Genomic DNA, 24,327 nt, shown 5'->3' with positions numbered 1-24,327 from the left:
AAGGTGGCGCTGCGAAGCAGCGACGGATTGGGGGAACCACCTGGCAATCAAGCCTCAGGTCGATCACTCACGCCAGTCACAGAGGTTGTGTGCGTAGCGTAGCCCATTTTGTGGGGCCGGGAACCCAGGCTTGCGAAGGCCGCGCGCTTGGCGATTGGGGAAGCGCCGCCGGCGATTGCGCACGACGTCAGAGTGCCGCTATCCCTTATCGCCGCCGCTGCCCCACAGCGCGCGCTGCAGCAGGCCCGGCGCGCGCTTCTTCGGCGCGAGCTCGACATCGCTCACCAGCCGCGCCCCGCCCTCACGCCTCTCCAGCGTGATCTTTCGCGTGTGGAAGGCTTCCAGCTCGGCGCGGTGGGCGACGCTGATGATGGTGACCTGGGGCAGCACCTTGATCACCGTCCGCATCATCTTGTCCTGGCTCTTCTCGTCTAGCGCCGAGGTCGCCTCGTCGAGCACCACGATGTCCGGCGCGTGCAGCAGCAGGCGGGCAAAGGCCAGGCGCTGCTTCTCGCCGCCCGACAGCGTCTGGTCCCAGGGCGCCTCTTCCTCCAGCCGGCTCTTCAGATAGCCGAGGCCGACCTTGTCGAGCGCCGCATTGATCTCTTTCGTCTTCCAGTTCTCGGCGGCGGCGGGATAGGCCGTGGCGCGGCGCAGCGTGCCGGACGGGATGTAGGGGCGCTGCGGCAGCATGAAGAGGCGCTTGCCCGGATGGAAATCGACGCTGCCGCTGCCCCAGGGCCAGAGGCCGGCGATGGCGCGCACCAGCGTCGACTTGCCCGAACCGGATTCGCCCGAGACCAGCACGCGCTCGCCAGGCGCGATCTCCACCTCGGTTTCCTTGACCACGGCGGTGCCGTCATCGAGCGTCACGGAAACATTGTTGAGGCTGAGCATCGCGCCGTCTGCGGTCTCGCCGCGCTGGATGCGGCCCAGCTTGTCGTTCTCCTCGGCGCGCTCCAGCCCGTCCAGCGACATCATCAGCGAGGCGATGCGGTGGGCCGAGGCGTTCCAGTCGGCCAGGCGCGGATAATTGTCGACCAGCCAGCCGAAGGCGCCCTGCACGATGGCGAAGGCGGAGGCCGCCTGCATCACCTGGCCCAACGTCATCGAGCCGTCGAGGAATTTCGGCGCGCACAGAAGCACCGGCACCACCGGCGCGAACAGGCTGGAGCCTTGCGAGACCAGTGCCGTGCGCATGTGCTGTCCGGTGAGCCGCGCCCAGCGGCCGAGCACGCCGGCGAAGGTGCGGTCGATGCCGGCATTCTCCTCCTCCTCGCCGCCCAGCAGCGCGATGCTCTCGCCATTCTCGCGCACGCGCGTCAGCACGTAGCGGAACTCGGCCTCGGCCTGGTTCTTGTCCTCGGAAAGCTGGACGAAACGGCGACCGATGGCGAACATCGAGGTCGAGGTGATCGCCGCGTAGATGACCGCGGTGACGACGAGGAAGCCGGGCACGGTGATGGTGGAACCGCCCAGCGAAAAGCTAAGCGCGCCGCCGATCGTCCACAGCACCACGATGAAGGTCGAGGCCGACAGGAAGGCATTGAGGACGCCGGCGATGAAGTCGACCGGCGATTCGGTGGCGATGCGCAGATCCTCGGTCAGGCGGGCCTCTGGGTTGGCATGGTCGCCCTTGACGAGGTTGAGCTGGTAGTAGCGGCCGCTGGCCAACCAGCGCTGGATGACGGCCGTGGTCAGCCAGGAGCGCCAGCGGCGCTGCATGGTCATGCGCAGGTACACTTGCGCGACCACCAGGCTGATGCTGCCGGCGACCAGCGGCAGAAAGACGGCGCTCAACCAGTAGACGGTGTGCGCGTCGCGGAGCTCGATGGCGTCGAAGATCGCGCGGTTCCAGCGGTTGATGCCGTATTGGAAGCCGACATTGACGCAGATCAGCGTGAGCAGCCCGATCGTCAGCGGCCAGGCAAGCCTGTCGCCGCGCAAACCCCAATAGCCGCGCCCGCTGATCCAGAAGCGCCGCAGCAGGTATCTCTTGCGCGCCCGCACGGCCTCTTCGGGGGAAAGCTCGGGATCCGGCTCGATCGCCTCGGGCGGCGGCGACCCGGCATGGCCGATGGCTTCCGGCGCGGCATCGGCGGATGCCTTTTCTTCGGCCTCGCCGGCCTTGCGTTGCTGCGCCTTGTCGTCTTTCAGCCGGTCTTCGTGCCGTGTGTCTTCCCGCGGCCTCTCGGCGCGCGGCTTAGCGGCGCCACGCGGTTCCGACTGGCGCGGCTTGTCCTGGCGCGGCGGCGCCGAACGCGGCTTGCTTGCACCGCGCTGCGTGGCGCTGTCGGCCGGTTTCGGTTTGTGCTTGGCCGGGGACATCGCGCCACAACGGCCCAAAAATCAAAAGGTTTCACGCGGGCCGCGGCTACCCTGTCCTTCCGACGCCGGTTGCCCGCCAAGTCAATGAATGCCCTTGGCGGTGGCCAATCAGGCGGCGCTGCCGCTCTTGGGCGTGCGCCGCGGCTCGAAAAGGGCCTCGGTGGCGGAACTACCGGTCGCGTCGAAGGCGAGCGCATCGCCCAGGGGGAGCGCGGCCGAGAAAAGATAGCCTTGCCCAATCACGCAGCCCAGCGAGCGCAGGATCATACGGTCGGCGTCGGTCTCGACCCCCTCGGCCATCACCTCGATGCCCAGCGTCCGGCCGAGGCCGATCACCGCCTCGACCACGGCCTGGTCCTCGAGGGATTTCGCCAGGTCGCGCACGAAATCCTTGTCGATCTTAATCTTGCGGATGCGGCTGTCCTTGAGTGAAACCAGGGTCGAGAAGCCGGTGCCGAAATCGTCGAGCACGATCGATATGCCCGCATCCGCCAGGCGCCCGACCTTTTCGTCGACCCGGTCGCGGTCGACCGGCGCCTCCTCGGTGATCTCGATCTCGAGCATCGCGGCAGGCACGTCCTTGGCCTTCAGGCCGTCGAGGATCATGTCGTCGACATTGCCGGCCTCGAGCTCGCGCGGCGAGAGGTTCATCGCGACGCGTACATCGCGGCGCCCATGCTTCACGAGCTCTGCGATGATGGTGCAGCAATTGAAGAACACCGTCTCGGTCAGAAGCGAAAGCAGCCCGGTTTCGCGCGCGGCAGTGACGATCTCGGGTGGCGAGATGGCGCCATGGACATCATGGTGCCAGCGCAGCAGCGCCTCGAAACCGACCACAGCGTTGGTATCGAGCCGCACCAAAGGCTGGAACCAGGAGCAGAGCGTGCCGGTTTCGATGGCGCCGCGCAGGTCGCGCTCGATGCAATTCTTGCGTTCCAGCGCGGCGTCCAGCCCGGCGTCGAAGAGACAATATTCGTTCCTACCGCCGCGCTTGGCGGCATAGAGCGCGAAATCCGCCTTGAGCAGCATCTCGGTCAGTCGCGGCTTTTCCGATTGGTAGATGCCGATCGAGGCGCCGACGCGCACCGAATTCAACTCCGGATCCGGATTGGCGATGGCTGTGATGATGGCGGATGCAAGCTCGCCGGCCGCTTGCTGCGACCTGCCGGCGGAGAAAAGCAGCACGAACTCGTCGCCGCCGATGCGCGCGATCGTGGCACCTTGCGGAGCGTGGTCCTCGATCCGGCGCGCCACCCTGACCAAAAGGTCGTCGCCGATGTTGTGGCCATAGGTGTCGTTGACGGATTTGAAGCCGTCGAGGTCGATCAGCATGGCCACGAACGGGCCGTCGGAGAGCCCGAGCTTGGCAATCGCCTGCTCCAGCCCATAGCGGTTGAGCAGATTCGTCAGCGGGTCGCGCCTGGAGTTGCGCTCCATCTCGGCGGCGAATTCGCGCGCCTCGTATTTGAGCCGGCTCGTCTCGCGGAAGCGGAATTGCCCGAGCAGCGCGCTCCTGACCATGCCGCCAAGGAAAAGCAGCACGGTGAAGGCGAGCACGTAATTTTCAACGCCGCCCTTGGCAAGCACGCAGCCGGCGGCGGTGAGGAGCGGCAGGATAATGAAATTGATCGAAGCCGGCGCATAGGAGGTGCCGTAGGTGACCGAACCGGCCGAAGTGCCGGCGAGCACGATCAGATAGAGCGGCGCCTGGCTGGTCGTGTATCCGTCGCTCAGCAGCGCCAGAAAAGACCAGGCGACGCCCGAGGCAAGCGCCATCAGGCCATAAAGCGAAAGCCGGGTGCCCACCGCCCTCGGGTTGTCGCCGGCGGCTTCCGATAGGGTGACGGCAAGCGCCACTCGCGCGCCGTTGATCAGGGCGATCGCCACGAACCACAGCACCGCGGCAAGGCCGCCCCCCGACAAGAGCTGCACCGCCAGGATCAAGGCCGAGAGCACCGTGCCGATCGGCATCGAGATGAAGACGCCCTTGCTCAGATCCGCAAGCTGGTCGCGCAGGATGCCGGCTTCCACGGCTTCGCTCCTTCCCTCGGATGAGGGACCCGACACCAGCCGCTCGTCATGCCTTTTCATGTCTCTAATGAGTAGGCGAGCGGAATGAAAATCGTGTTAAGGATTTCAGCGGTTTACGTGGCATTTCTTGCACGAATTCGCCGATGGACTATTTGAAATACTCGGCATGGCACGGCGCGAGAAAAGCCCTATCGTGTTTGGTGTGACCGGCAAGCCAATCGGAGCCCCAACCCATGACCCTGACCAATCGAGACATCGTCGAGCTCACCGAATGGCGGCACAAGCTGCACCGGCAGCCGGAAATCTCGAATGAGGAGGAAAGGACCGCGAAAGAGGTGGTGAATTTCCTCGCCGATACCGGGCCGGACCAGGTGCTGACCGGGCTCGGCGGCCACGGCGTCGCGGCGGTCTATGACAGCGGGCAGTCCGGACCGACGGTGCTGTTCCGCTCGGAGCTCGACGCGCTGCCGATCGCGGAGCTTTCAGGCGTCGCCCATGCCTCCGAGGTGCCGGGCAAGTCGCATATGTGCGGCCATGACGGGCACACCGCGATCCTGGCGGCGCTCGGTCGCCAATTCGGACGCGAAAGACCGGCGCGCGGCCGCGTCGTCTTGATGTTCCAGCCGGCCGAGGAAACCGGCAACGGCGCGGCCGGAGTCGTCGCCGATCCACGCTTCTCCGAGATCCAGCCGGACTTTGCGTTTTCGCTGCACAACCTGCCGGGCGTGCCGTTCGGCGCGGTGCGGGTGAAGGCCGGCACCGTCAACTGCGCCTCGCGCGGCATGCGCATCGTGCTCGAGGGCAAGACCGCGCATTCCTCGATGCCGGAGACAGGCCTATCGCCGATGCCGGCGGTGAGCGAGCTGATGCCGGCGCTGCCCGCGCTCGGGCGCGGGACCTTTGCAGATGAGGATTTCGGCATGGTGACCGTCACCCATTGCGCGATGGGCGAAGCCGTGTTCGGCATTGCGCCCGGCTATGCCGAAGTGTGGGCGACGCTGCGCACCCGCCGCGACGAGCGCATGGCCGAGCAGGTCGCCGCGGCGGAGGCGCTCGCGGCAAAAATCGCCGCGAAGCACGGCCTTGCCTTTCGCTTCGACTATCACGAGATCTTCGTCGCCAGCGTCAATGCGCCGGACGCTGTGGAGCATCTCAACCGCGCGCTCGACGCGGAAGGCATTGCGCGCAGCGAAGAGGCGCTGCCGATGCGCGCCTCGGAGGATTTCGGTATTTTCGGCCACAATGCGAGGTCGGCGATGTTCTTCCTCGGCGCCGGCGAAAGGCACCCTTCCCTGCACAACCCCGACTATGATTTCCCGGATGATCTCATCCCGATCGGCTCGCGGATCTTCATGCGCGCGGCGCGCAATCTTTTGGGCTGAGCGGACGCCGATGATGAGCTGTCCGAACGACGCCGATCGCCATGCCGCCTAGTGTCGGGCCCGATTTCTTCGCCCGCGACGCGGTTATCGTCGCGCGCGCCCTGATCGGCGCCAGGCTTGGGCTCGCCGGCGTCGGCGGGATCATCGTCGAGACCGAGGCTTACCGGCCCGACGACCCCGCATCGCACAGCTTTCGCGGCCGCACGCCGCGCAACGCGCCGATGTACGGCGTGCCCGGCGACGCCTATGTCTATCGTTCCTACGGGCTGCATTGGTGCCTGAACGCGGTGTGCCTGCCGGGCAGCGCCGTGCTGATCCGGGCCATCCAGCCGCAATCCGGCATCGCCGCGATGCGCGAGCGGCGGGGAACGGATGACGACCGGCTGCTCTGCTCCGGTCCCGGCAAGCTCTGCCAGGCGCTGGACATCGACGGTTCGCATAATGGGCTCTCGCTTACCGCGCCGCCGTTCGAGTTCGCCCGTTCCGAGGCCGACCCGGCCGCAATCCTCGCCGGTCGCCGGATCGGCCTCACCAAGGGCGTGGAAGCCGAGTGGCGCTTTGGCCTCGGCGGATCGGCCTATCTCAGCCGCAGGTTCTGAGCCGCGACCTATCCGTTCCCTGTCCCCGTCACGGATCATTCGCGGCCAGCGCGCGTTTGAACAGATGACGGAGGATCGGACAATGGCGACCGACAAATACGAACGCATCAAGCGCCGCGCCTATGAGATCTGGCAACGCAGCGGCGAAGCGAATGGCCAGGACGAGGAGCACTGGCATCAGGCCTGCGAGGAAATCGAGCGCGAGGACAACGGCTTGGGCGAGCAGCCGGGTGCAGCGATGCCCGGCGCGGTCACGATACCGGCCGGCAATCCGGACCGGTCGGCGGCCGAGGCGCTGGCGCGCAAGGCGCTAGCAAATCGTCCGGACAGGCCGGCCGCCGACGATCCGGCGCCGAACAAGCGCAGCCGGCGCAAAGGCTGACCCGGCCATGGTCAAAAATGTCGAACAGGCATTGGACGACGCGTTGCTGGCCATGCGCATGCTGCGCAAGTCGATCGTCGATCACGGCCATCTGGAAGCGATGGCCGATCTGGATGCCGTGATGGAAACCGCTATCGCCGCGGCGGAGCAAAAACGCATCGACATCGAGCGGGCAAAGTCGATATGAGCAGCGACGCGGCCGCGATTCTCGGCGGCCGATCGTCCTATCTCGGCCGCGGGCTCAAACTTCCCTGCTGTCGAAGAGGAACATCTGGATGCCCGATTCATCGGGCGCGTAAAGCCGGCGGTCCGCCCCGGCCGCCTTTCCCTCCGGGCTTGCGAACGCCTTTTTCATCGCTTCGAGATCGTCAAAATAAAGCGTCCCGATCAGGTAGACATCGGACGGTCCGGCCACCACCGTGATCGGCCCCTGGCTGACCTCGTATTTCCTCAGACCCGGGATCTTCTTGGCCAGCGGTATGTGCGTCTCGAAATAATGCTTGTCGAACGCCTCCGCGTCAGCCGGCTGCTTGTAGATGACGACCATTCCAGCCATTGCGGTTTTCCTTTTTTGTTGGGACGGAACCAAGGACGAAATGGTGGGCGGAAACGGAACGAGACGTTGAAAAAATCTCGGGAGCGCCGAAGGACGACGATGGCGGCTGTCCCGCCCTGCCCGTTGCTTTTCGCAGCTATCTCGCTTGTGCGAAGGAGCGTTCTGTGTTCTCTCCGCCTTGAATTAGCAGGGACTCAAACGATGAGAATTGCGGTGCTCGTTGCGCTCTGCGCGGCAGTGGCTGGATGCGTGTCCTCTGCCGCCGATAATGGCGCTTCGCTGTCGCAGCAGGATCCGAAATGGTCATCGCCGGAATGCCAGCAGGCCCGCGCCGCGGCATCGGACTACGCCCAGCGCGAGAAGGACCATCCCGGCTGGGGGTTCGGTGTGCTGCTTGGCCCTTACAGCATGGGGATGGTGGCGGCGGTCAAGGAACATGAGCATCAGCAGCGACGGCTTCTTGCCCGCCAGATGCATCTGCAATGCTCGAGCAAGCCGCTGCCGAAGGAGCTCGATTTCGATCCGGCAAGCTACGCGCCGAAGAAAACGCATTATCCATAGAGGAAGGACCGCGGGTTCCGGTTATTCTGGCCGCTCCGCCGCGGCCTTGCCATCGAATGCATAAGTGAGGATCGCCACCCCCGTCGCGGTCGACACCTGGTTGGACAGCTTCAGCATCGAGGGCGCCTGCCCCGGCTCGAAAAGGCGCGAGCCTGTGCCCAGCACCAGAGGGTGGACCATCAGCACCAGCTCATCGACAAGCCCGTGCCGCATTAGCGCGCGCAGCAGCTTGCCGCTGCCGAACACAATCAGCACCTCGTCGTGACCTTGCTTCAGCGCGCGCACCGTCTCCCCGGCATCACCGGCAAGCAGCGCCGAATTCTCCCAGCGCGGCTCATAGCCGGCGTCATGCGAGGCGACGAACTTCCGTGCGCCGGTCAGCGCCCTGGTCATCGGACTGGCCGGCTGACGAACAGCCCAGGCTTCGTGAAGATCCTCATAAGTCGTGCGGCCGGCGAGCAACGACCAGCCGCCGGCCATGGCGTGGCCAATGACTTCCTGCATCTTCGGGTCGCTGCCTGGATTGCCCCAACCGCCGTGCGCAAAACCATTGCGTGTGTCTTCGTCGGCGCGCCCCGGCGCCTGAAAGACACCGTCCAGCGTCACATGCTCCATGGCGACGATGCTTGCCATTTCAGCCTTCGCTCCAGGCTTTCAGCAGCGGCCCGTCGCCGCCGAAGAGCGGATCCTTGTCGGGCCGGCCGACCTTCGGGATCGTGCGCAGCGCCTCGGCGTGCTGCTCCGGGCTCCGGCACAAATCATAGGTGCCGAAGGTCGGATAGGCGCCGACCACCAGAAGATCGGCCGAGCCGGACAGGCGCTGATGGCCGGTGCCGGCCGGCAGGACCGCCACGTCGCCCGCCTTGACCTCCAGCACCTTGCCTTTATCGCCGCCGAAGCGGACCTCGGCGGTGCCGCGCGCGATGCCCAGCACCTCGTGAATGCGCGAGTGATAGTGGACGAAGTCGTAGATGCCGTTGCGCCAGCTGTCGCCCCAGCCATTGGCGCCGAAAATATCCTCGAAAACGGCAGCCGGATCGCCTTCGTCCGGCAGCTGCACGGCGCCGGGATAGAAGAGCATGGGCCAGCGCGGATGATTGGGCACCAGCCCGTCATCTGCGAAGCGGAAGGCGAGCGGTTCCTGTTTGTCGACAGATTGTGCCATCCTTGCGGTTTCCTGCATGGTCTTAATGGGACCTAACGGTTTCCGGCGGGTTTTGCTCCGGCCGGTCTGAGGAGGTCACAATGGCTGCATTTCGTCTTCGGCAATCGGCCTTCTTGCATCGGCACTTGCCTTTGCCGCCGTCGCCGCCGGCAACGCCGAGACGAATGGCGGTGATCGTCGCAGCGCTTCGGCATCGAAACTGATCTAGGCCTGCCGCAGGCACATTCAGCCCGTAGCAAACCGCCACGTGGCGCGTCGCCCATTGATAGATTGCGTTCGGCTTCTAACTGACGTATAGATGTCGTTCGTAATCTAAATGGAGATCGACGATGCGCGTGAGCCGCATTCAGGCTGAGCAGAACCGGCAAACCGTGATCGATGTCGCAAGCCGGCTTTTTCGGGAGCACGGCTTTGACGGTATCGGCCTTAAGGATTTGATGAAGGGCGCCGGGCTGACCCAAGGCGCTTTCTATAAGCAGTTCGCATCAAAGGAGGACCTTGCCGCGCAAGCATCCAGGCGCGCGATGGAGAGCGCTGCCGACAGATGGACGGCGGCGACCGCAGCGAATCCCGGCGATCCGCTTGGGGCGGTGATCGAGTTCTATCTCAGCATGGGCCATCGCGAGGAAAGGATGGACGGCTGCCCGGTTGCGGCGCTCGGGTCGGATGTGGCCAGACAGGGGACCGAGGTAAAAGCGTCGTTCGAAGTCGGCATCAAAGCATATCTTGAAGTGCTCGGCAGGATGATTGCCAGGACTGAGAACGAAGAAACCGGTGAAAAAGCCATGGCCGTCCTCTCGACGATGGTCGGTGCGGTGGTTCTCTCGCGCGTCGTCAATGATCCCGACCTCGCCCAGGCCTTTCTGGATGCAGCGGCCGAACAGGTTCGCGACACCGTCAGCGTCTGACCGGCGCGGGCTGGCTACTCAGTTCGATAGGAGAATAGATGCGACGGATTGTTGTCACGGGCATGGGCGCGGTCACGCCCCTTGCCGCAAATATCGAGACGTCGTGGTCGCGTCTCCTGGCCGGCCGCTCGGGCATTCGAAGGCTTCCTGAGGACATGGTGGAAACCCTGCCGACAAAGATCGGCGGAACGGTTCTTTCCCTGGAGGAGGATCCTGAAGCCGGCCTCGATGCGAATGCCTTCCTGGCGCCGAAGGATCAGCGCAAGATCGATCGCTTCATCCTATTCGCGCTGGCGGCGGCGGAAGAGGCGCTTGCCCAGGCGGGATGGAAGCCGGAGTCGGAAAAGGATCGGCTTCGCACCGCGACGATCATTGCTTCAGGTATCGGAGGGTTCCCCGCCATAACCGAGGCGGTGCGGACCGTCGACCAGCGCGGCGTTCGACGTCTTTCGCCGTTCACGGTGCCGTCTTTCCTGGTGAACCTCGCCGCCGGCCACATCACGATCCGTTACGGCTTCAAGGGCCACATCGGCGCGCCGGTAACGGCGTGCGCCGCCGGCATTCAGGCGATCGGCGATGCGGCGCGCATCATCCGCGCCGATGAAGCCGACATCGCCGTGTGCGGCGGCACGGAAGCCTGCATGAACGTCGTCAGTCTGGGCGGCTTCGCGGCGGCGCGCTCGCTTTCAACCTCCTTCAATCACCGTCCCGATCAGGCCTCGCGTCCGTTCGACATGACGCGGGACGGTTTCGTCATGGGCGAAGGCGCCGGCATCCTGGTCATCGAGGAATTGGGCCATGCGCTGGCGCGCGGCGCGAAACCGCTCGCCGAGGTCGTCGGCTACGGCACGACGGCGGATGCCCATCACGTCACGTCCGGTCCCGAGGATGGGGATGGCGCGCGCCGCGCCATGGAGATCGCGATCGCCCAAGCCGGCATCTCACCGCGCGAGATCCGCCATCTCAACGCGCACGCGACCTCCACGCCGGTGGGCGATCTGGGAGAAATCGAAGCGATCAAAACCGTCTTCGGTACGGATTTTTCCATAGCCGTCAGCGGAACGAAGTCGGCGACCGGACACCTGCTCGGAGCCGCCGGCGGAATTGGCGCGATCTTCACCATCCTGGCGCTGAGGGACCAAATGGCGCCGCCGACCCTCAATTTGAGCGCCCCCGATCCGGCCGGCGACGGAATAGATTTCGTCGCAAACCGGGCCCGGCCGATGGAGATGGACTACGCGATCGCCAACGGCTTCGGCTTCGGCGGCGTCAATGCCAGCGTGCTGTTCCGACGCTGGGACGGGCACGGCGTAAACGGTCGAACCGCTCGTGATTGACGCTCTTTGCTCCAGCCTTTCCTGCCTTTCCAGTCCAACCCAAAGAAAGTGATCTCCATGAACAGGACCAATCCTGGCGTCGCCATCGTCACAGGGGCATCCAGCGGAATCGGGCACGCAACGGCCAAGGCCCTGCAGAGCGCTGGCTTTCGCGTGTTCGGAACCAGCCGTCGCGCGGCCTCCAAGAAAACCGACGGTATTACCATGCTGACCTGCGACGTGACCGATGACGCCTCCGTGGCGAAGCTGATCGATGAGGTGCTGGCCGATGCTGGGCGCATCGACGTGCTGGTCAACAATGCCGGCATCGGCCTGCTCGGCGGCGCGGAGGAATCCTCGACTGCACAGGCCCAGGCTCTGTTCGACGTGAACGTCTTCGGTGTCATCCGTATGATCAACGCGGTGCTGCCGATCATGCGACGTCAAGGAAAGGGCAGGATCGTCAACTTGAGCTCAGTGCAGGGGTTCATCCCCGCCCCCTATTTCGCGCTTTATTCGTCGACCAAACATGCCGTCGAAGGCTATTCCGAATCGCTTGATCACGAAGTGCGGCCGTTTGGAATTCGCGTCGCATTGGTCGAGCCGGCCTATACCCGGACTTTGTTCGAAGACAATTTGGCCAGGCCGGACCAGGTGCTCGATGTCTATGATGCCGCGCGCGCCGGCATGACCACAGCCGTGCGGAAGGCGATGGAAAAAGGCGATACACCCGAAGTGGTGGCCAACACCGTTCTGGCGGCTGCGATCGATCCCGCTCCGAAGCGGCGCTATGCGGCGGGAAAGACAGCGCGCCAAGTCAGTTTCCTGCGCCGTTTCGTCCCCGCATCCGCATTCGACAAGAGCCTGCGAAAGCAGCTCGGGCTGCCGGCCTGACAACGGAGCCTTTCACTCCAGCCACCCTGCCTCCAGGTCAAAGCGCCGGCAGCAATTAGCTGTTCGTCACTGACCGCATATAAGCATTCCCTATTGCAATCCCCGGAAGAAAAAGGTTGTTTAGAATCTCCGGGGGAAACGAAATCGTGAATAGAGGCGTGGTGCGGCTTCTTCCGAAGCCCAAGGTTTCAATATTCATTTGCGGATGCGGGCATACGGGGTCAACTTTGCTCGCCCGGATACTGGCTGCGCATCCGGAAATTTTCTCTATCCGCCGCGAGACAAGCGCGTTTGTCTCAAGCGATGGGGCGCGATGGACCAAGCTAAGCGCGGTTTTGCTGCAGGCAGCCATTTCACGCCGCAGCGTCTGGGTCGAAAAGACCCCGAACCATATCCACTATACGAGGCAGATCATCGAGACGATCCCGGGCGCGCGCTTCATCGTCGTCACGCGCGACGGCAGGGACATCGTGGCCTCGCTCGGGCAGCGTTACGAGGGCGATTTCGACAAAGCTTTCCAAAGATGGATCGCCGACAGCAAGGCCTCGATGGAGCGCATCGAAAAGGGCGAAAGCATCCTGTGGCGTTATGAAGACTTCATCGAATCGCCTGCGCTTTCCATCGAACGGCTATGCCGCTTCATCGGCGTGGCCTTCGATCCAGGCATTCTGAACTATCACCAGCAGCCCGTCATATGGGGGCGCGAAAAGGCGATGCGCACGCCCCATTCCGCTCGCCGGCACGCCCAGGTGAACCAGCCGATCACCGACTACCGGGGCAGCTGGCGATCCAGCCTGCCTATGGAAGTGGCTTGCCGTTTCGACGCCGGCGAAGCGCGGGAAATCATGGGCTATTTCGGATACGCGCAGGCCGAGCGTCCGGCGGGTGTCGATCACCAGACCTAAGCGTAGTCGAGAAGCGACTTTTGTGTGTGCTGCGACGATCGGAAGCAACCGTCCGAGAAGCAGCAGCCTGCGCCGACGAATTGGCGAGCGCCCGCGCCTGCCATGAAATGAGCAACGCCTTCAGCATGGATTTTGGCGCGCCCAACGGGCCGGTAATCAGCAGCGAGCGGCGAGAACTGGTGGCTGCCCGACTGATCCGCGAATTCGCACAACGGCCGGCTGCCGCGGCCGATTGCATAAAAGTCCAGGAAATTCGACCAATGCCGATCCGGTCAACGGCGGGAACGCGTATCGCAGGCCAAACTCGACGATGCGCCGATAAAGACGCTTGACTCACCCTCCCCCTTACGGACAAGTTGCGTTGTCAGACATCTTACATACCAGAGGGAGGTTTCGTGAGGAGATTTATCGCTTGTTTCGCGCTGGCTGCCGGCGCGCTCGCATTTGCGTCGGCAGCGTGGGCGGGAGAAACCCTGGATCGCGTCACAACCAAGAAGGCCATGGTGGTCGCGACCAACAGCGGCTGGCCACCGCAGAGCTTTCTCGACGAGAGCAACCAGTTGGTCGGCTTCGACATCGACGTTTCGAAAGAAATCGCCAAGCGCCTCGGCGTCGAGGTCAGCTTCGAGACGCCCGATTGGGCGACCATGACCGGCGGCCACTGGCAGGGCCGCTATGATCTTGGCGTCGGCTCGGTGACGCCGACCAAGGCCCGGGCCAGGGTGATCGATTTCGCCGGCATCTATTATTACAGCCCTTATGTCTATGTGGTCCACAAGGACAGCAAGGCAAAATCGGTGGACGATCTGAACGGCAAGGTGATCGGTGTCGAGACCGCCACCACTTCGGAAGATTTCATCCGCCGCCAATTGGAGATCGACGCTCCCGGCCTTCCGCCAATCGAATACAAGCTGCAGCCTGGCGAAATCCGGACTTTCGCCGATTCCATGCTGCCGTTCGACGATTTGAGACTTGGGGACGGCGTGCGGCTCGACGCGGTCATCGCGCCCGAGCAGACCGCTCAAAACGCCATCAAGAACGGTTATCCGCTGCGCATCATCGAGGGCGACTACGCCTTCCGCGAACCGCTGGTGGTGATCGCCGACAAGGGCGATGCCGAGTGGACCACCAAGATCGGCGGCATCATCGACCAGATGAAGAAAGACGGCACGCTCGCCACGCTGACCACCAAGTGGTACGGCAAGAACTACAGCGCCGATTGACGCTCATCGCGGGCGGCCCCTCAAGGCCGCCTGCTTCCGTCAGAACCTATCATGACTTATCCCGACACCTATTATCGCCGTACACTTGCCGACGAGAAGGTCAGACCACCGCTCGCGGGTCCGGCCGAATGCGACACGGTCATTGTCGGCGGCGGGCTGGCCGGTCTGACGACGGCGCTGCAGCTGGCGCGCGCCGGGCAGCAGGTCGTGCTGCTCGAAGCCGAGAGCATCGGCTTCGGCGCCTCGGGCCGCAACGGCGGCTTCGTCAGCCCCGGCTTCGCGACCGGCAGCGACAAGATCGCCGCGATGGCCGGCGCGGCGGCGGCACGAGAGCTGCATCGGCTGTCGATCGAAGGCGTCGATTTCGTGCGGCAGACGATCAAGGATCTCGACATCACGGCAGCGAAGCCTCGCCCCGGAATCATGGGCGTGCTGCGCCATGACGGCGGCGCCGAACTGAAGGCTCATGCAGAGAAACTGGCGCGGGATTTTGACTATCCGCTCGAATATCTCGAGCGCGACCAGGTGCGCGCTGTGCTGCGTTCCGAGCGCTACTACCAAGGCCTGCGCGATGGCAACGCCTTCCACATGCATCCGCTGAACTATCTGCGCGCCATTGGGGCGGAGATCGAGCGGCTGGGCGGCAGGATTTACGAGGGCTCCAGCGCAATCGAGGCTAAACTCGATGGCCCGCACAAGACGCTACGCACCGCAAGCGGCGAAGTACGCGCGCGGCAAGCGGTGTTTGCCACCGGCGGCTATACAGGACCGCTGGTCGGCCGGCTGAAGCGGGCCATGTTACCGATCGCGACCTATGTGATGCTGAGCGAGGAAGCCCCCGATCTCATCGCCGGCGCCATTGCGACGACGGATGCCGTCGGCGACAACCGCCGGGCCGGCGACTACTACCGCGTCGTGGAGGATGGAAAGCGGCTGCTCTGGGGCGGGCGCATCACTACGCGGGCCGCTTCGCCGGCGGCGCTGGCCAGGGAATTGCGCCGGGAGATGGTTGGAACCTACCCCCAGCTCGCTGCGCTCAAGACCGAACTCGCCTGGTCGGGGCTGATGGCCTATGCCCGCCACCTGATGCCCCAGATCGGGCAACTGCAGCCAGGCGCGTGGTATCTCACCGCATTTGGCGGGCACGGCATCAACACGACAGCCATAGCCGGCAAGGTGGTCGCCGAGGCGGTACTCGGCCAGTCGGACCGCCACCTTCTGTTCGCGCCGTTCGGACTGGCCTGGGCGGGCGGGCCGGTAGGGCTTGCCGCGGCGCAACTCACCTATTGGAAGCTGCAGGCGCAAGATTGGTGGCGCGAACGAGCCCGCTAACCAGAAGGGAGATCGACAGGTGATCGGCAGACTGCTGCTCAACTATCCGGACGCCGCACGCCGCATCGGCGTGTGCCTGGCGCTCGCCGCTTTCGCCGCGGGCCTCTACGGTCTCGGCATCAAGGCAGACTGGATCGGCAAGCTGATCCCGAGCTCGATCGAATGGCTTGCGACCAATCCCGTGGTGGCGCGAGCCGTCTCAGCGGTGCTGATCGCGCTGATCGTGGCCGCCAACTGGAAGGCGCTGCAGCAACTCGGGCGCAAGCAGCAGATCGTGGCGGTATGGATCGAGCTGTTCGTGCTGCTGATGCTGTTCTTCTATTCCTTTGATCTGTCCTTTTCTTTCATCGCCCGGAAGATCGGTTTCCTCATCTCGCAGGGCGTGGTGACCACGCTCTACATCTCCGCCATTTCGATCGCCATCGCGACAGTCATCGCCTTCATCGGCGCCATAGCCAAGCTCTCCAAGAACGGCATCGTCTATGGCCTGGCAACGTTCTACACTTCGCTGTTCCGCGGGCTGCCGCTGCTGATGCAGATCTACATCATCTATCTCGGCCTGCCGCAGGTCGGTTATGTGATCGGGGCCGTGCCTGCCGGGATCATGGCGCTGTCGCTTTGCTACGGCGCCTATATGACCGAGATTTTCCGTGCCGGCATCGAAAGCATCCCGCGCGGCCAGACGGAAGGCGCCACTGCACTTGGGCTCAGCCCCAATCAAACGATGTTCCTGGTGATCCTGCCACAGGCGATGCGCGTCATCGTGCCGCCGACGGGCAATCAGTTCATCGCGATGCTGAAGGATTCCTCCCTGGTCTCGGTGGTCGGGGTCTGGGAGATCATGTATCTGGCGCGCACGCAGGGCCAGACCGAGTTCCGGCATATCGAGATGCTGATCACCGCCTCGATGATCTATTGGCTGTTGTCCATCGGGCTCGAATTCCTGCAGTCCCGCATCGAGGAACGGTTCGGGCGATCGCTCAAACGCTGAGCTTCAATGGGGCATCCCCTCCTGGGGAAAGCCGCCGAGATGGCAGCAGGCCAGAGCGGCATGATCGCGGCCGCTTTCGAGGCACAGCAAGAGCGGCTTCCTCGCCAGCCAGGCATGCAGGAAACCGGCGATGAAACTGTCGCCGGCGCCGGTCGTGTCGACGACCTCGACCGGGCGGATGCCGGTCTCGGCGCGCTCGCGGGCCGTCAGCGCCATCGACCCCTCGGCACCGCGCATGACGACGGCGCAGCCTGCGCCGCGCGACAGGAGATCCGCGGCCATCGCTTCAGCCACGTGGCGATTTTGGCCGGTCGAGCAGAAAACTATGCTCAAACCCTCCACACCGAGATCGGCGGGATCGGCGTTGACCGAGATGTCCTGCGAGACGCTGACGCCTGCCCGCGACAGGCGCCTGCGCAAGGCGCCGCCATCATCCAGCCAGCCGATATGGACGTGATCCATCGTCGCCAGGATCGCCAGTTCGGCCTCGTCCGGCGCATAACCGGCGCAGACGCCGAAATCCTCGGCCGCAATCAAACGCTCGCCGGACGGCAAGACTTTGATGTCGGTCCAAGCGGTGTTGCGCTGGCCCACGCGCAGGTGCTTGACCGCCACCCGATTGGCTTCGAGCTCAGCGCAGGTGCGTTCGCCCTCGGCGTCGCGGCCGACCGCGCCGAAATAGAAGCTGTTATGGCCAAGCCGCGCGAGCTGGACGGCAACGTTGAGCGCGTTGCCGCCGACCAGCGAGCGGCCAATCGGCGCTCCGAGGCGGTCGATGCAGTTGTCGCCGACGGCGGCAAATCGAAGGCTGCTCATATCCTGCGCTGCGATCAAGCTGACGCCGAGAGCTAAGCTCAATAGGCAACGCGCTTATAGTAGCGGCGCGTCGTCAGCGGGTGGTTACGGATCACCTCGAGATGCGCGCTGACCCGTTCGAGGGCGGTCGCGAGCACGATCGGCGAAACCAGCGCGCGCACATCCGGCGAAATGCCGGGCAATTCAAAATCGGCCGTGTCGAGCACCGTCAACTTGTCCGTATAGGTAGGCGCGAATTTCTCGACGCGATCGGCCAGCGGCCGGGCGCTGTCCTCGCCCTTGAGGAGCACGACGCTGACGTCTTTGTCCACCAGCTCCAGCGTGCCGTGGAAAAAGTCTGAAGCATGCACGGGGCGGGTCCGGATCCACTGCATCTCCTCCAGGATGCACATGCCGTAATACCAGGCCTGCGGCCAGACATTCCCGGCGCCGGTTATGATGTGATAGTCGGAGGCGGCCAGTTTGTGCGCGAAGCCGGCGGCTTCCTGTTCATAGCTCCGCTTCACCTCCAGCAACAGTCGCGGCAACTGCTCCAGTTCGGCGAAAATCCGTTCGGATTCGGCGAGCTCGCCGCGATGCTTCAGCACTGCAAGCGCGATGAAGAGCGACTGGAGATAGAAGGACTCGCAGGACGTGTCGTCCTCGGCGAAGTTGACGAAAACATGGTCCCCGCCCTTGCCGAGCGGCGTCTCCTCATGTCCGACCAGTGTGATCACCGTCGCCCCGACGTCCTTGATCCGGGACAGCAGTGCCACGCTTTCCTTGGTGGTGCCGGAGAGCGAGGGCAACACGACGATCGATTTGTCGGTCAGGTGCACGGATTGGACAAGCTGCAGCTCGGCGGTGATGTCGACGAAGGCCGGAAAGCCAGATCGGCGCTGCAGCAGTTGCGCCGCCGGATGCATCAGGATCGCTGCACCGCCGGTGCCGAGAAAGAAGATGTTTTGCGCCTCGGCGGCGAGGCACTGCGCCACAACGACTTCAATGCGCTCGCGCAAGGCCACCGCCCCCGATTGGATGCGCATAAACCGGGCTTCATCGAAATTGAGCATCGTTCCCTCGATCAGTTAAGTTGTAAGACAACTGACATCTGAGGGAGCACATTTCAAGAGAAATTTTGCGTAGGTTGCATGCGTTGCCTATACGACACGCGATCGCCACCGCATGCCTCCGCTTGACCTGGGCGCGATTGTCCGACAACAAAAGGAGAGTTGGCACAATGGGGAAGAGGGACTTGGACGAGCCGCTTCGGGACGCGCGCACATTGGCGGTTCAGCTGCGCGACCGCATGGCCGACCTCATCAGGACCGAAGGGCTCAAGCCCGGCGACCGGCTGCCAACGGAATCCCAGCTGACGCAGCGCTTCCGCATCTCGCGCCCTGCCCTGCGCGAAGCGCTGAAGCTTCTCGAACAGGACGGCATCATCTCCGTCACTCATGGTCTCGGCCGCTTCGTGACCGCGAACTCCGCCGTCCAGGTCGACCGTCCAATCACGGTGTTCGAAAGCGTGACCGACATGTCGCGCCACTATGGCTACAACACCGTCAACAAGGTTCTTTCCATCGCCGAGGAAACGCCTGATCCATTTATCCAGCAGCAATTGCGGCTAGCGGACGGAGAGCGCGTCATCCGGCTTGAACGGCTGCGGCTGCACAACGATCTGCCCCTCATCTATTCGCTCGACTACGTACCGCGCAGCTTTTTGCCGGGGCGCCTTTTCGACATCGAATGGAGCGGCTCGCTGCTCGCCCTGCTGGAAAAGCACCGCCATCAGCCGCGTATGTCGGCCGCCTCCGTTGCAGCCGTAACGCTGCCCGAGGAAATCGTGCAGCGCAACGACTTGCGCGACTTTGGGCCAGCCCTGCTCATTACGGAAACCTGTTTCGATGGGACCGGAGCCCCGGTCGTCCATGCCGCCGTCTATCACCGCGGCAGCCATTTCACCTTCAGCTTCGCACGAAGGTGAAAGCTCAAATGGTCGCGATGACCAGTGTCAGGTGCCATGCAGATGTCGAGGGCCGTGACTAGCGCGGGAGCAGCCGGGAGACCTTGAGCCGCGGCGCGAAGAAGCAGCGCAGATAGGGCTGGTTGGTTATGACGTAATGGTTCTCGCAGATATGGTATCGGCCGTCCGGCGATTCCTGCACGCGGTCTGGCGGGATGTTGAAGCCATCGGGTAGATAGACATAGCCGCCGTCGGCCCCGGATTGCACGGCAGACTCGGGGATGGGGCGGCAATCCGTGCCGCCGCAACATTTAAAATTCGTCACCGGGTCGACCTTGTTTTCGTACCAGTCATGAGCATCGGCGCCTGTCGCGGCGACAATCCACATGGCTGTGACGATGACCCTTCGCATGGCGTTCCTCGGCGGTGCGGAGGCGCTGCTCATTCGAGCATCATCTATATTAGCGTTCCGCCGGAAACGCCATTGGCCGCGAAGGCCTGGAAGGCGACGCCGGCCCTTGTGGACGGCAATAGGTGAAGCCGGAACCTTCAAATCGAGGTCCGGCTCTACCGCTCACACCAGCCTTTGCCCGCCGTCGATGTGGACGGTCTCGCCGGTCATGAACTCGTTCTGCATGAGATAGAGATAGGCCGGCGCGATATCGGCGGGCCTGGCGATCTTTCCAGCCGGGATGCGGGAACCCATCTGCTCGAAATAGCCTGATTTGGCGGCGCCGACGATCTCGTCCCACATTTCGGTATCCACCCACCCGGGCGAGACGATGTTGACGCGGGTTGGCGCAAGTTCCAGCGCCAGCGCCCGGGCGAAATAGGTGAACGAGCCGGCGACCGCCGCGACGACAGAGCCGCCGGGGACCGGCGGACGGTCCTTGTTGATGCCGGAAGTGAAGATCATCGAGCCAGGCTTGTTCAGCGTGCGCACGGCGTGCTTGGCCAGCATCACTGCGCCAATCAGCTTGCCGTCGACAAAGCCGCGCACGAAATCCATGTCGGTCTCGCCGATCGGATAATTGGGCGGCGGCGTGCCGGCCGTCGCCACCAGATGATCGAAAGCGCCGGCTTGCTCGAACAAGCCGGACACCTCGGCCTCATTGGCCATGTCGGCGGCGATGCCTGTCACGCGCCCTGCCCCGCCGAGCCGCTTTTCGGCGGCCTTCAGCTTTTCGGCCGAACGGCCGGCGATCACCACCTCCGCGCCGCTTTCAAGCGCCGCTGCCGCGACGCCGAAGCCGATGCCGGAGCTGCCGCCGACGACGATGATCTTCTTTCCGTTGAGCGATGTCATGGGGAGATTGGTCACGGGTCTTCTCCGTCTTTCCGCGATGGGTTCAAAATCAGGCGCGGCCGGCGTGGGCTGCTTCGATATCGGCGAGGATGATCTTCTTCATCGAATACATCGCCTGACGCGCCCGGTCGGCCTTGGCGCGGTCGGGGTCGTTCATCAGGCGCAGCGCCGGTTCGGGAATGACCTGCCAATAGACGCCGAACTTGTCCTTCAGCCAGCCGCAGGGCTGCTCCGAGCCGCCGCCGGCGGTCAGCGCGTTCCAAAAATAATCGGTTTCGGCCTGGTCCTTGGTTTCGATGTAGAGCGAAATCCGCTCGTTGAAGGGCGGCACGCCGCCGGCGTTGAGCGCGGTAAAGCGCTGGCCTTCGAGCTCGAAATCGAAGATCGCATGCGGCTTGTCGGTGAACTCGATGGTCCGCAGCGCGCGGCTGTTCTTGAAAACCGAGAGATAGAAATCTCGCGCGGCTTCGGCATCGAGGTTGAACCAGAGGAAGGGATGAACGGTGGCCATGATGTCCTCGCAGGTTTGATCTTAAGTGAGTATTGATCACAAATTCTGTGAGGATTTTTGATTGGAAGAGGCTCGACGGGCAAACCAAAATTTTGGCAAGTATTTGTTACCATAACTCACAAATGGCTTTGTCGTCATGGCCCGGAGACTGCCGCCGCTCAACGCCTTGCCGGCCTTCGAGGCCGCTGCACGGCATTTGAATTTTTCGCGGGCCGCCGACGAGCTCAACCTCACCCATGGCGCGATCAGCCGGGCGATAAAACATCTGGAGGATCAGCTCGGCGTGCAGCTCTTTGAGCGCGCGACGCGTTCGGTGCGGCTCACCCCGGTCGGCGAGCCTTATGCGGTTGCCGTGCGCGAGGCGCTCGACCAGCTCGCGCTGGCGACGCAAACCGCGACCTCCCGCCATTCCGGCTCGACGCTCAACGTCAGCACCTCGGACGGCTTCGCCGGAAAATGGCTGGTGCCGAGGCTCTACCGCTTTCATCGCGCGCATGGCGATATCGACGTACGCGTCTCGACCACCGGGCGACTGACCAATTTCCGCGGCGACGGCATCGACGTCGCCATCCGCTACGGCGCCGGCCACTATCACGGGCTGACGTCGGAATTTCTCACCGGCGAGGAAGTCTTTCCGGTCTGCAGCCCGAAGCTTCTGGAAGGGCCGCATCCGCTCAAGCAGCCGCAGGACCTCAAGCACCACACGCTGATCCGCGATGGCTACCGCATCGACTGGGCAGCGTGGCTGGCCAGCGCCGGCGTCGAAGGCGTCGACCCGAACAGCGGGCTCACCTTCGATTCAGCCACTTTCGCTGTGGAGTCGGCCGTGCAGGGCGAAGGCGTGGTGCTCGGCCGGACCATGCTCGTCTCGGCCGATCTCGCCACCGGCAGGCTGGTGCGGCCCTTCGACCATGCGCTTAAGGCGGTCTCCAGCTTCTATCTGGTCTACCCGCCGGAGGCGATCCGCCAGCGCAAGGTGAAGGCGTTTCGCGATTGGTTGTTTTCGGAGATCGAGCCGCTTTAACGGGCGAGCTCCGGGCTCGACAGCCACAAGCCGGACGGCTTTCCGCCAGCTCGATTCGCCTTGCGAAGACCGCTGGGCGGATAATGCCGCCGCGAGTCAAAACCGAGTTGAAACTTTCGGCGGCCCTTCTAGTTCGGTTGGAAGGAGGATCTTTGATATGACTGAACCCGGTGAAGGGAGTTCCCACGGTCGAATTGACGACAAGCAGCTCGTCATTCTGCTGAAAGAGAAAACCGGCATCTCGGAGGCTCAAGCCAGAAGGCTGATAAAGGCCGTTGGGCGCGACCGACCGTCGCTTCTGCGAGAAGCACGCATCATAAGGGCGCGTGTTCAGACGTCCACCTCAAGCCGCGTGTGACCGGCTGAATGCGGCGGATGCCCGCCGGATCTGACGGCGGCATTTCGCGACCGGCTGCTTCGAAGATCGACCCGGCTGAAGCAAAGCTCGCCGGAAATTCCCTGCTTGCGAAGACGTGCTTGTTGCGCGATGCTCCGCAAAATGGCTGGCGAATATCTGGACCACAAACTGGAATGCCCGTTTTGCGGCACCATTCGTCTGCAGATCCCGGCCGATGCCCAGCCAGCAACACCGATCCATTGCGCCGAGTGCGGCGCATATCTCGGCACGTGGGACGAGCTTCAAACCGACTTCGAGCAGCAAGGCGGTACCGACGGCGTGTTCCGGCTGGATAAGGGACGTATCCAGAAGCTTAATTCCAGCCGATGATTAGCCGCAGCTGACGCAGCCGTCCGGGCTCAGAAAAGCGCGCAACAGGGCAACCGACGGCATGGGCGGGGGGGTGTTGGGGAGCCGCCGGTTACCAGGACAAGGGGCCATGGAATAAGAAAATGCGCAGGCCCTGAGACCATAATGCCAGTTCTCTGCATTCATGGGAACTGGTTTCCAGCTTAAAATTCAAATATATATGGGAGAAAGCGCACACTCGTGATGATCTTCGTGCGGCTCCTCGCGACAGGAACCACATCGGCCGTGCCGCGTCATAGAGACAGGCTCTTGCCGCGATCCTGGAGTGACGTCGATGATCAGGCTGCTTGTTATCGCTGGATTGGCGCTGGCGCTCGCGTGCGGCGGGACGCTGGCAGCCAAGCTCGACCTCGCCGCTGTCAACCAGGCGCAATTCAGCGAGGGCGAGCCGAAGGGCGTCGATCCGATGGTGCTCAGAGCGCAGATCCTTCTCGATCGCGCCCGCTTCTCCCCCGGCCTGATCGACGGCCGCCTTTCCGACAATTTCTCCAAGGGCGTCGCGGCCTTCCAGGCGGCCAACGGACTGCCCTCCGACGGCGAGCTTACGCGGGAGACCTGGGACAAGCTCGCGGCGACTTTCGCCGGGCCGGTGCTGATAAACTACGAGGTCACGGCCAAGGATGTGCGCGGGCCGTTCACCAGGCGCATCCCCGCCCGCATGGAGCGGATGGCGCATCTGAAGCGGCTCGGCTATCGCAATGCGCGGGAAAAACTGGCGGAGCGCTTCCATGTCAGCGAACAGTTGCTGAGGCTGCTCAATCCCAAAGCCGGCTTCAGGAAGGCTGACACCACATTGGTGGTGCCCGATGTCGGCCGTGGCGATCCTCCCGCGGCCGTCGCCAGCGTCGAGGTCGACAAAGGCGCCCGCCAGGTGCGCGCGCTCGATGCGTCGGGCAAAGCGCTCGCGGTCTATCCCGCCTCGATCGGCAGCGAGGAAAAGCCGGCGCCGAGCGGCACGGCCGAGGTCAAGCGCGTGGTGCACAATCCGACCTATCGTTACAATCCGAAATTCGCCTTCAAGGGCGTCAAGAGCAAGCGGCCCTTCACCATCGCCAAGGGGCCTAACAATCCCGTCGGATCGGTATGGATCGATCTCTCCATCGAGAGCTACGGCATCCACGGCACGCCTGACCCGGGCAAGATCGGCACCACCTTCTCGCATGGCTGCATCCGGCTGACCAACTGGGACGCCGAGGACCTCGCCGCCATGGTCAAGCCGGGCACCAAAGTCGACTTCAAGGACGAGACGGCGCAGGACGGGCAAGTGCAGTGAGATGCCGGGTCGCGATTCGCCAATCGCGGATCGCTGCATAAGCTCAATTTATCGTCATCCTCAGTTTTTCAGAACGTTACACCGCCTTGCCTCGCCTGTAGCTTCGACGGCGC

26 protein-coding genes are annotated in these 24,327 nt (G+C 63.7%); 16 read left to right on the top strand and 10 right to left on the bottom strand.

The genetic code is table 11. The features are described from left to right. Positions 1 to 198: 198 nt before the first annotated feature. Positions 199 to 2,328 (bottom strand): ABC transporter ATP-binding protein/permease, encoded by a 2,130-nt coding sequence (locus tag LB523_RS23815; protein WP_224607504.1) that lies wholly within the window; start codon positions 2,326 to 2,328, stop codon positions 199 to 201. 108 nt (positions 2,329 to 2,436) lie between these two features. Further along, positions 2,437 to 4,359, bottom strand: a complete 1,923-nt coding sequence (locus tag LB523_RS23810) for a putative bifunctional diguanylate cyclase/phosphodiesterase (RefSeq protein WP_224607501.1) — start codon at positions 4,357 to 4,359, stop codon at positions 2,437 to 2,439. A gap of 233 nt (positions 4,360 to 4,592) precedes the next feature. Between LB523_RS23810 and LB523_RS23805 the strand changes: the two genes are divergently transcribed. The 4 genes from LB523_RS23805 to LB523_RS23790 all read left to right on the top strand — a co-directional run bounded on the left by LB523_RS23805 (position 4,593) and on the right by LB523_RS23790 (position 6,909). Continuing rightward, on the top strand, positions 4,593 to 5,741 hold the full coding sequence (locus LB523_RS23805; protein WP_224607498.1) for an amidohydrolase: 1,149 nt from the start codon (positions 4,593 to 4,595) through the stop codon (positions 5,739 to 5,741). Between the two features lie 41 nt (positions 5,742 to 5,782). Further along, the gene (locus tag LB523_RS23800) at positions 5,783 to 6,340 is read left to right on the top strand and encodes a DNA-3-methyladenine glycosylase (RefSeq protein WP_095768239.1); all 558 of its coding nucleotides are present in this window, start codon (positions 5,783 to 5,785) and stop codon (positions 6,338 to 6,340) included. Between the two features lie 82 nt (positions 6,341 to 6,422). Beyond that, positions 6,423 to 6,722, top strand: a complete 300-nt coding sequence (locus tag LB523_RS23795; protein ID WP_224607495.1) for a DUF2934 domain-containing protein — start codon at positions 6,423 to 6,425, stop codon at positions 6,720 to 6,722. A gap of 7 nt (positions 6,723 to 6,729) precedes the next feature. After that, positions 6,730 to 6,909: a hypothetical protein gene (locus LB523_RS23790; RefSeq protein ID WP_224607492.1), complete on the top strand. Its 180-nt coding sequence runs from the start codon at positions 6,730 to 6,732 to the stop codon at positions 6,907 to 6,909. 54 nt (positions 6,910 to 6,963) lie between these two features. On the opposite strand, the gene LB523_RS23785 is transcribed toward LB523_RS23790, so the two are convergent. Next, a complete protein-coding gene (locus LB523_RS23785) occupies positions 6,964 to 7,278 on the bottom strand; it encodes an EthD family reductase (RefSeq protein ID WP_224607491.1) in 315 nt (104 codons plus the stop codon). Positions 7,279 to 7,479: 201 nt separating this feature from the next. Here LB523_RS23785 and LB523_RS23780 point away from each other — a divergent pair, with 201 nt between their 5' ends. Next, the gene (locus tag LB523_RS23780; RefSeq protein ID WP_224607489.1) at positions 7,480 to 7,839 is read left to right on the top strand and encodes a hypothetical protein; all 360 of its coding nucleotides are present in this window, start codon (positions 7,480 to 7,482) and stop codon (positions 7,837 to 7,839) included. 21 nt (positions 7,840 to 7,860) lie between these two features. On the opposite strand, the gene LB523_RS23775 is transcribed toward LB523_RS23780, so the two are convergent. Then, positions 7,861 to 8,472: a dihydrofolate reductase family protein gene (locus tag LB523_RS23775; RefSeq protein ID WP_224607487.1), complete on the bottom strand. Its 612-nt coding sequence runs from the start codon at positions 8,470 to 8,472 to the stop codon at positions 7,861 to 7,863. 1 nt (position 8,473) lies between these two features. Then, positions 8,474 to 9,004 carry a cupin gene (locus LB523_RS23770; protein ID WP_224607485.1) on the bottom strand — a complete coding sequence of 177 codons (531 nt, stop codon included), beginning with the start codon at positions 9,002 to 9,004 and terminating at the stop codon, positions 8,474 to 8,476. Between the two features lie 329 nt (positions 9,005 to 9,333). Between LB523_RS23770 and LB523_RS23765 the strand changes: the two genes are divergently transcribed. The 7 genes from LB523_RS23765 (at position 9,334) to LB523_RS23735 (ending at position 16,573) form a co-directional block, all read left to right on the top strand. Beyond that, the gene (locus LB523_RS23765) at positions 9,334 to 9,912 is read left to right on the top strand and encodes a TetR/AcrR family transcriptional regulator (protein ID WP_224607483.1); all 579 of its coding nucleotides are present in this window, start codon (positions 9,334 to 9,336) and stop codon (positions 9,910 to 9,912) included. A gap of 38 nt (positions 9,913 to 9,950) precedes the next feature. Then, positions 9,951 to 11,249, top strand: coding sequence for a beta-ketoacyl-ACP synthase II (fabF, locus tag LB523_RS23760; protein WP_224607480.1), 1,299 nt, complete (start codon positions 9,951 to 9,953; stop codon positions 11,247 to 11,249). A gap of 57 nt (positions 11,250 to 11,306) precedes the next feature. Next, positions 11,307 to 12,122: an oxidoreductase gene (locus LB523_RS23755; protein ID WP_224607478.1), complete on the top strand. Its 816-nt coding sequence runs from the start codon at positions 11,307 to 11,309 to the stop codon at positions 12,120 to 12,122. Between the two features lie 146 nt (positions 12,123 to 12,268). Continuing rightward, the gene (locus tag LB523_RS23750) at positions 12,269 to 13,027 is read left to right on the top strand and encodes a sulfotransferase (RefSeq protein WP_318011991.1); all 759 of its coding nucleotides are present in this window, start codon (positions 12,269 to 12,271) and stop codon (positions 13,025 to 13,027) included. A gap of 395 nt (positions 13,028 to 13,422) precedes the next feature. Next, the gene (locus tag LB523_RS23745; protein ID WP_224607476.1) at positions 13,423 to 14,250 is read left to right on the top strand and encodes a transporter substrate-binding domain-containing protein; all 828 of its coding nucleotides are present in this window, start codon (positions 13,423 to 13,425) and stop codon (positions 14,248 to 14,250) included. A 51-nt stretch (positions 14,251 to 14,301) separates the two neighbouring features. Next, positions 14,302 to 15,582: an NAD(P)/FAD-dependent oxidoreductase gene (locus LB523_RS23740; protein WP_224607464.1), complete on the top strand. Its 1,281-nt coding sequence runs from the start codon at positions 14,302 to 14,304 to the stop codon at positions 15,580 to 15,582. Positions 15,583 to 15,601: 19 nt separating this feature from the next. Next, positions 15,602 to 16,573, top strand: coding sequence for an amino acid ABC transporter permease (locus LB523_RS23735; RefSeq protein WP_224607461.1), 972 nt, complete (start codon positions 15,602 to 15,604; stop codon positions 16,571 to 16,573). Between the two features lie 3 nt (positions 16,574 to 16,576). Here the strand turns inward: LB523_RS23735 and LB523_RS23730 are convergent, their stop codons facing one another. Both LB523_RS23730 and LB523_RS23725 read right to left on the bottom strand, forming a co-directional pair. Then, positions 16,577 to 17,389 (bottom strand): PfkB family carbohydrate kinase, encoded by an 813-nt coding sequence (locus LB523_RS23730; protein ID WP_224607459.1) that lies wholly within the window; start codon positions 17,387 to 17,389, stop codon positions 16,577 to 16,579. Positions 17,390 to 17,427: 38 nt separating this feature from the next. Beyond that, positions 17,428 to 18,441, bottom strand: a complete 1,014-nt coding sequence (locus LB523_RS23725; RefSeq protein WP_224607457.1) for an SIS domain-containing protein — start codon at positions 18,439 to 18,441, stop codon at positions 17,428 to 17,430. Between the two features lie 182 nt (positions 18,442 to 18,623). On the opposite strand from LB523_RS23725, the gene LB523_RS23720 reads away from it, so the two are divergent. After that, positions 18,624 to 19,355, top strand: a complete 732-nt coding sequence (locus tag LB523_RS23720) for a GntR family transcriptional regulator (protein WP_318011992.1) — start codon at positions 18,624 to 18,626, stop codon at positions 19,353 to 19,355. Positions 19,356 to 19,413: 58 nt separating this feature from the next. Here the strand turns inward: LB523_RS23720 and LB523_RS23715 are convergent, their stop codons facing one another. The 3 genes from LB523_RS23715 to LB523_RS23705 form a co-directional block, all read right to left on the bottom strand. Beyond that, positions 19,414 to 19,779 (bottom strand): hypothetical protein, encoded by a 366-nt coding sequence (locus LB523_RS23715; RefSeq protein ID WP_224607453.1) that lies wholly within the window; start codon positions 19,777 to 19,779, stop codon positions 19,414 to 19,416. 129 nt (positions 19,780 to 19,908) lie between these two features. Next, on the bottom strand, positions 19,909 to 20,655 hold the full coding sequence (locus LB523_RS23710; RefSeq protein ID WP_224607451.1) for an SDR family oxidoreductase: 747 nt from the start codon (positions 20,653 to 20,655) through the stop codon (positions 19,909 to 19,911). 34 nt (positions 20,656 to 20,689) lie between these two features. Further along, on the bottom strand, positions 20,690 to 21,151 hold the full coding sequence (locus LB523_RS23705; protein WP_224543930.1) for a VOC family protein: 462 nt from the start codon (positions 21,149 to 21,151) through the stop codon (positions 20,690 to 20,692). A 136-nt stretch (positions 21,152 to 21,287) separates the two neighbouring features. On the opposite strand from LB523_RS23705, the gene LB523_RS23700 reads away from it, so the two are divergent. The 3 genes from LB523_RS23700 to LB523_RS23690 all read left to right on the top strand — a co-directional run bounded on the left by LB523_RS23700 (position 21,288) and on the right by LB523_RS23690 (position 24,214). Further along, the gene (locus LB523_RS23700) at positions 21,288 to 22,175 is read left to right on the top strand and encodes a transcriptional regulator GcvA (protein ID WP_224607449.1); all 888 of its coding nucleotides are present in this window, start codon (positions 21,288 to 21,290) and stop codon (positions 22,173 to 22,175) included. Between the two features lie 499 nt (positions 22,176 to 22,674). After that, on the top strand, positions 22,675 to 22,902 hold the full coding sequence (locus tag LB523_RS23695; RefSeq protein ID WP_095768463.1) for a hypothetical protein: 228 nt from the start codon (positions 22,675 to 22,677) through the stop codon (positions 22,900 to 22,902). Positions 22,903 to 23,215: 313 nt separating this feature from the next. Further along, on the top strand, positions 23,216 to 24,214 hold the full coding sequence (locus LB523_RS23690; protein ID WP_224607447.1) for a L,D-transpeptidase: 999 nt from the start codon (positions 23,216 to 23,218) through the stop codon (positions 24,212 to 24,214). Positions 24,215 to 24,327: the final 113 nt, after the last annotated feature.

This window comes from Mesorhizobium sp. ESP-6-4 (assembly GCF_020164735.1).
Lineage (GTDB): Bacteria > Pseudomonadota > Alphaproteobacteria > Rhizobiales > Rhizobiaceae > Mesorhizobium.
The sequence above is the reverse complement of the archived record's forward strand: the minus strand, read 5'-3'. Positions and strand labels throughout refer to the sequence as shown.

Coding starts and splice junctions, on each gene's coding strand:
- LB523_RS23815 (WP_224607504.1), bottom strand. CDS start 2,328: ATGTCCCCGGCCAAGCACAAACCGAAACCGGCCGACAGCGCCACGCAG.
- LB523_RS23805 (WP_224607498.1), top strand. CDS start 4,593: ATGACCCTGACCAATCGAGACATCGTCGAGCTCACCGAATGGCGGCAC.
- LB523_RS23800 (WP_095768239.1), top strand. CDS start 5,783: ATGCCGCCTAGTGTCGGGCCCGATTTCTTCGCCCGCGACGCGGTTATC.
- LB523_RS23795 (WP_224607495.1), top strand. CDS start 6,423: ATGGCGACCGACAAATACGAACGCATCAAGCGCCGCGCCTATGAGATC.
- LB523_RS23790 (WP_224607492.1), top strand. CDS start 6,730: ATGGTCAAAAATGTCGAACAGGCATTGGACGACGCGTTGCTGGCCATG.
- LB523_RS23785 (WP_224607491.1), bottom strand. CDS start 7,278: ATGGCTGGAATGGTCGTCATCTACAAGCAGCCGGCTGACGCGGAGGCG.
- LB523_RS23780 (WP_224607489.1), top strand. CDS start 7,480: ATGAGAATTGCGGTGCTCGTTGCGCTCTGCGCGGCAGTGGCTGGATGC.
- LB523_RS23775 (WP_224607487.1), bottom strand. CDS start 8,472: ATGGCAAGCATCGTCGCCATGGAGCATGTGACGCTGGACGGTGTCTTT.
- LB523_RS23770 (WP_224607485.1), bottom strand. CDS start 9,004: ATGGCACAATCTGTCGACAAACAGGAACCGCTCGCCTTCCGCTTCGCA.
- LB523_RS23765 (WP_224607483.1), top strand. CDS start 9,334: ATGCGCGTGAGCCGCATTCAGGCTGAGCAGAACCGGCAAACCGTGATC.
- fabF (WP_224607480.1), top strand. CDS start 9,951: ATGCGACGGATTGTTGTCACGGGCATGGGCGCGGTCACGCCCCTTGCC.
- LB523_RS23755 (WP_224607478.1), top strand. CDS start 11,307: ATGAACAGGACCAATCCTGGCGTCGCCATCGTCACAGGGGCATCCAGC.
- LB523_RS23740 (WP_224607464.1), top strand. CDS start 14,302: ATGACTTATCCCGACACCTATTATCGCCGTACACTTGCCGACGAGAAG.
- LB523_RS23730 (WP_224607459.1), bottom strand. CDS start 17,389: ATGAGCAGCCTTCGATTTGCCGCCGTCGGCGACAACTGCATCGACCGC.
- LB523_RS23725 (WP_224607457.1), bottom strand. CDS start 18,441: ATGCTCAATTTCGATGAAGCCCGGTTTATGCGCATCCAATCGGGGGCG.
- LB523_RS23715 (WP_224607453.1), bottom strand. CDS start 19,779: ATGAGCAGCGCCTCCGCACCGCCGAGGAACGCCATGCGAAGGGTCATC.
- LB523_RS23705 (WP_224543930.1), bottom strand. CDS start 21,151: ATGGCCACCGTTCATCCCTTCCTCTGGTTCAACCTCGATGCCGAAGCC.
- LB523_RS23700 (WP_224607449.1), top strand. CDS start 21,288: ATGGCCCGGAGACTGCCGCCGCTCAACGCCTTGCCGGCCTTCGAGGCC.
- LB523_RS23695 (WP_095768463.1), top strand. CDS start 22,675: ATGGCTGGCGAATATCTGGACCACAAACTGGAATGCCCGTTTTGCGGC.
- LB523_RS23690 (WP_224607447.1), top strand. CDS start 23,216: ATGATCAGGCTGCTTGTTATCGCTGGATTGGCGCTGGCGCTCGCGTGC.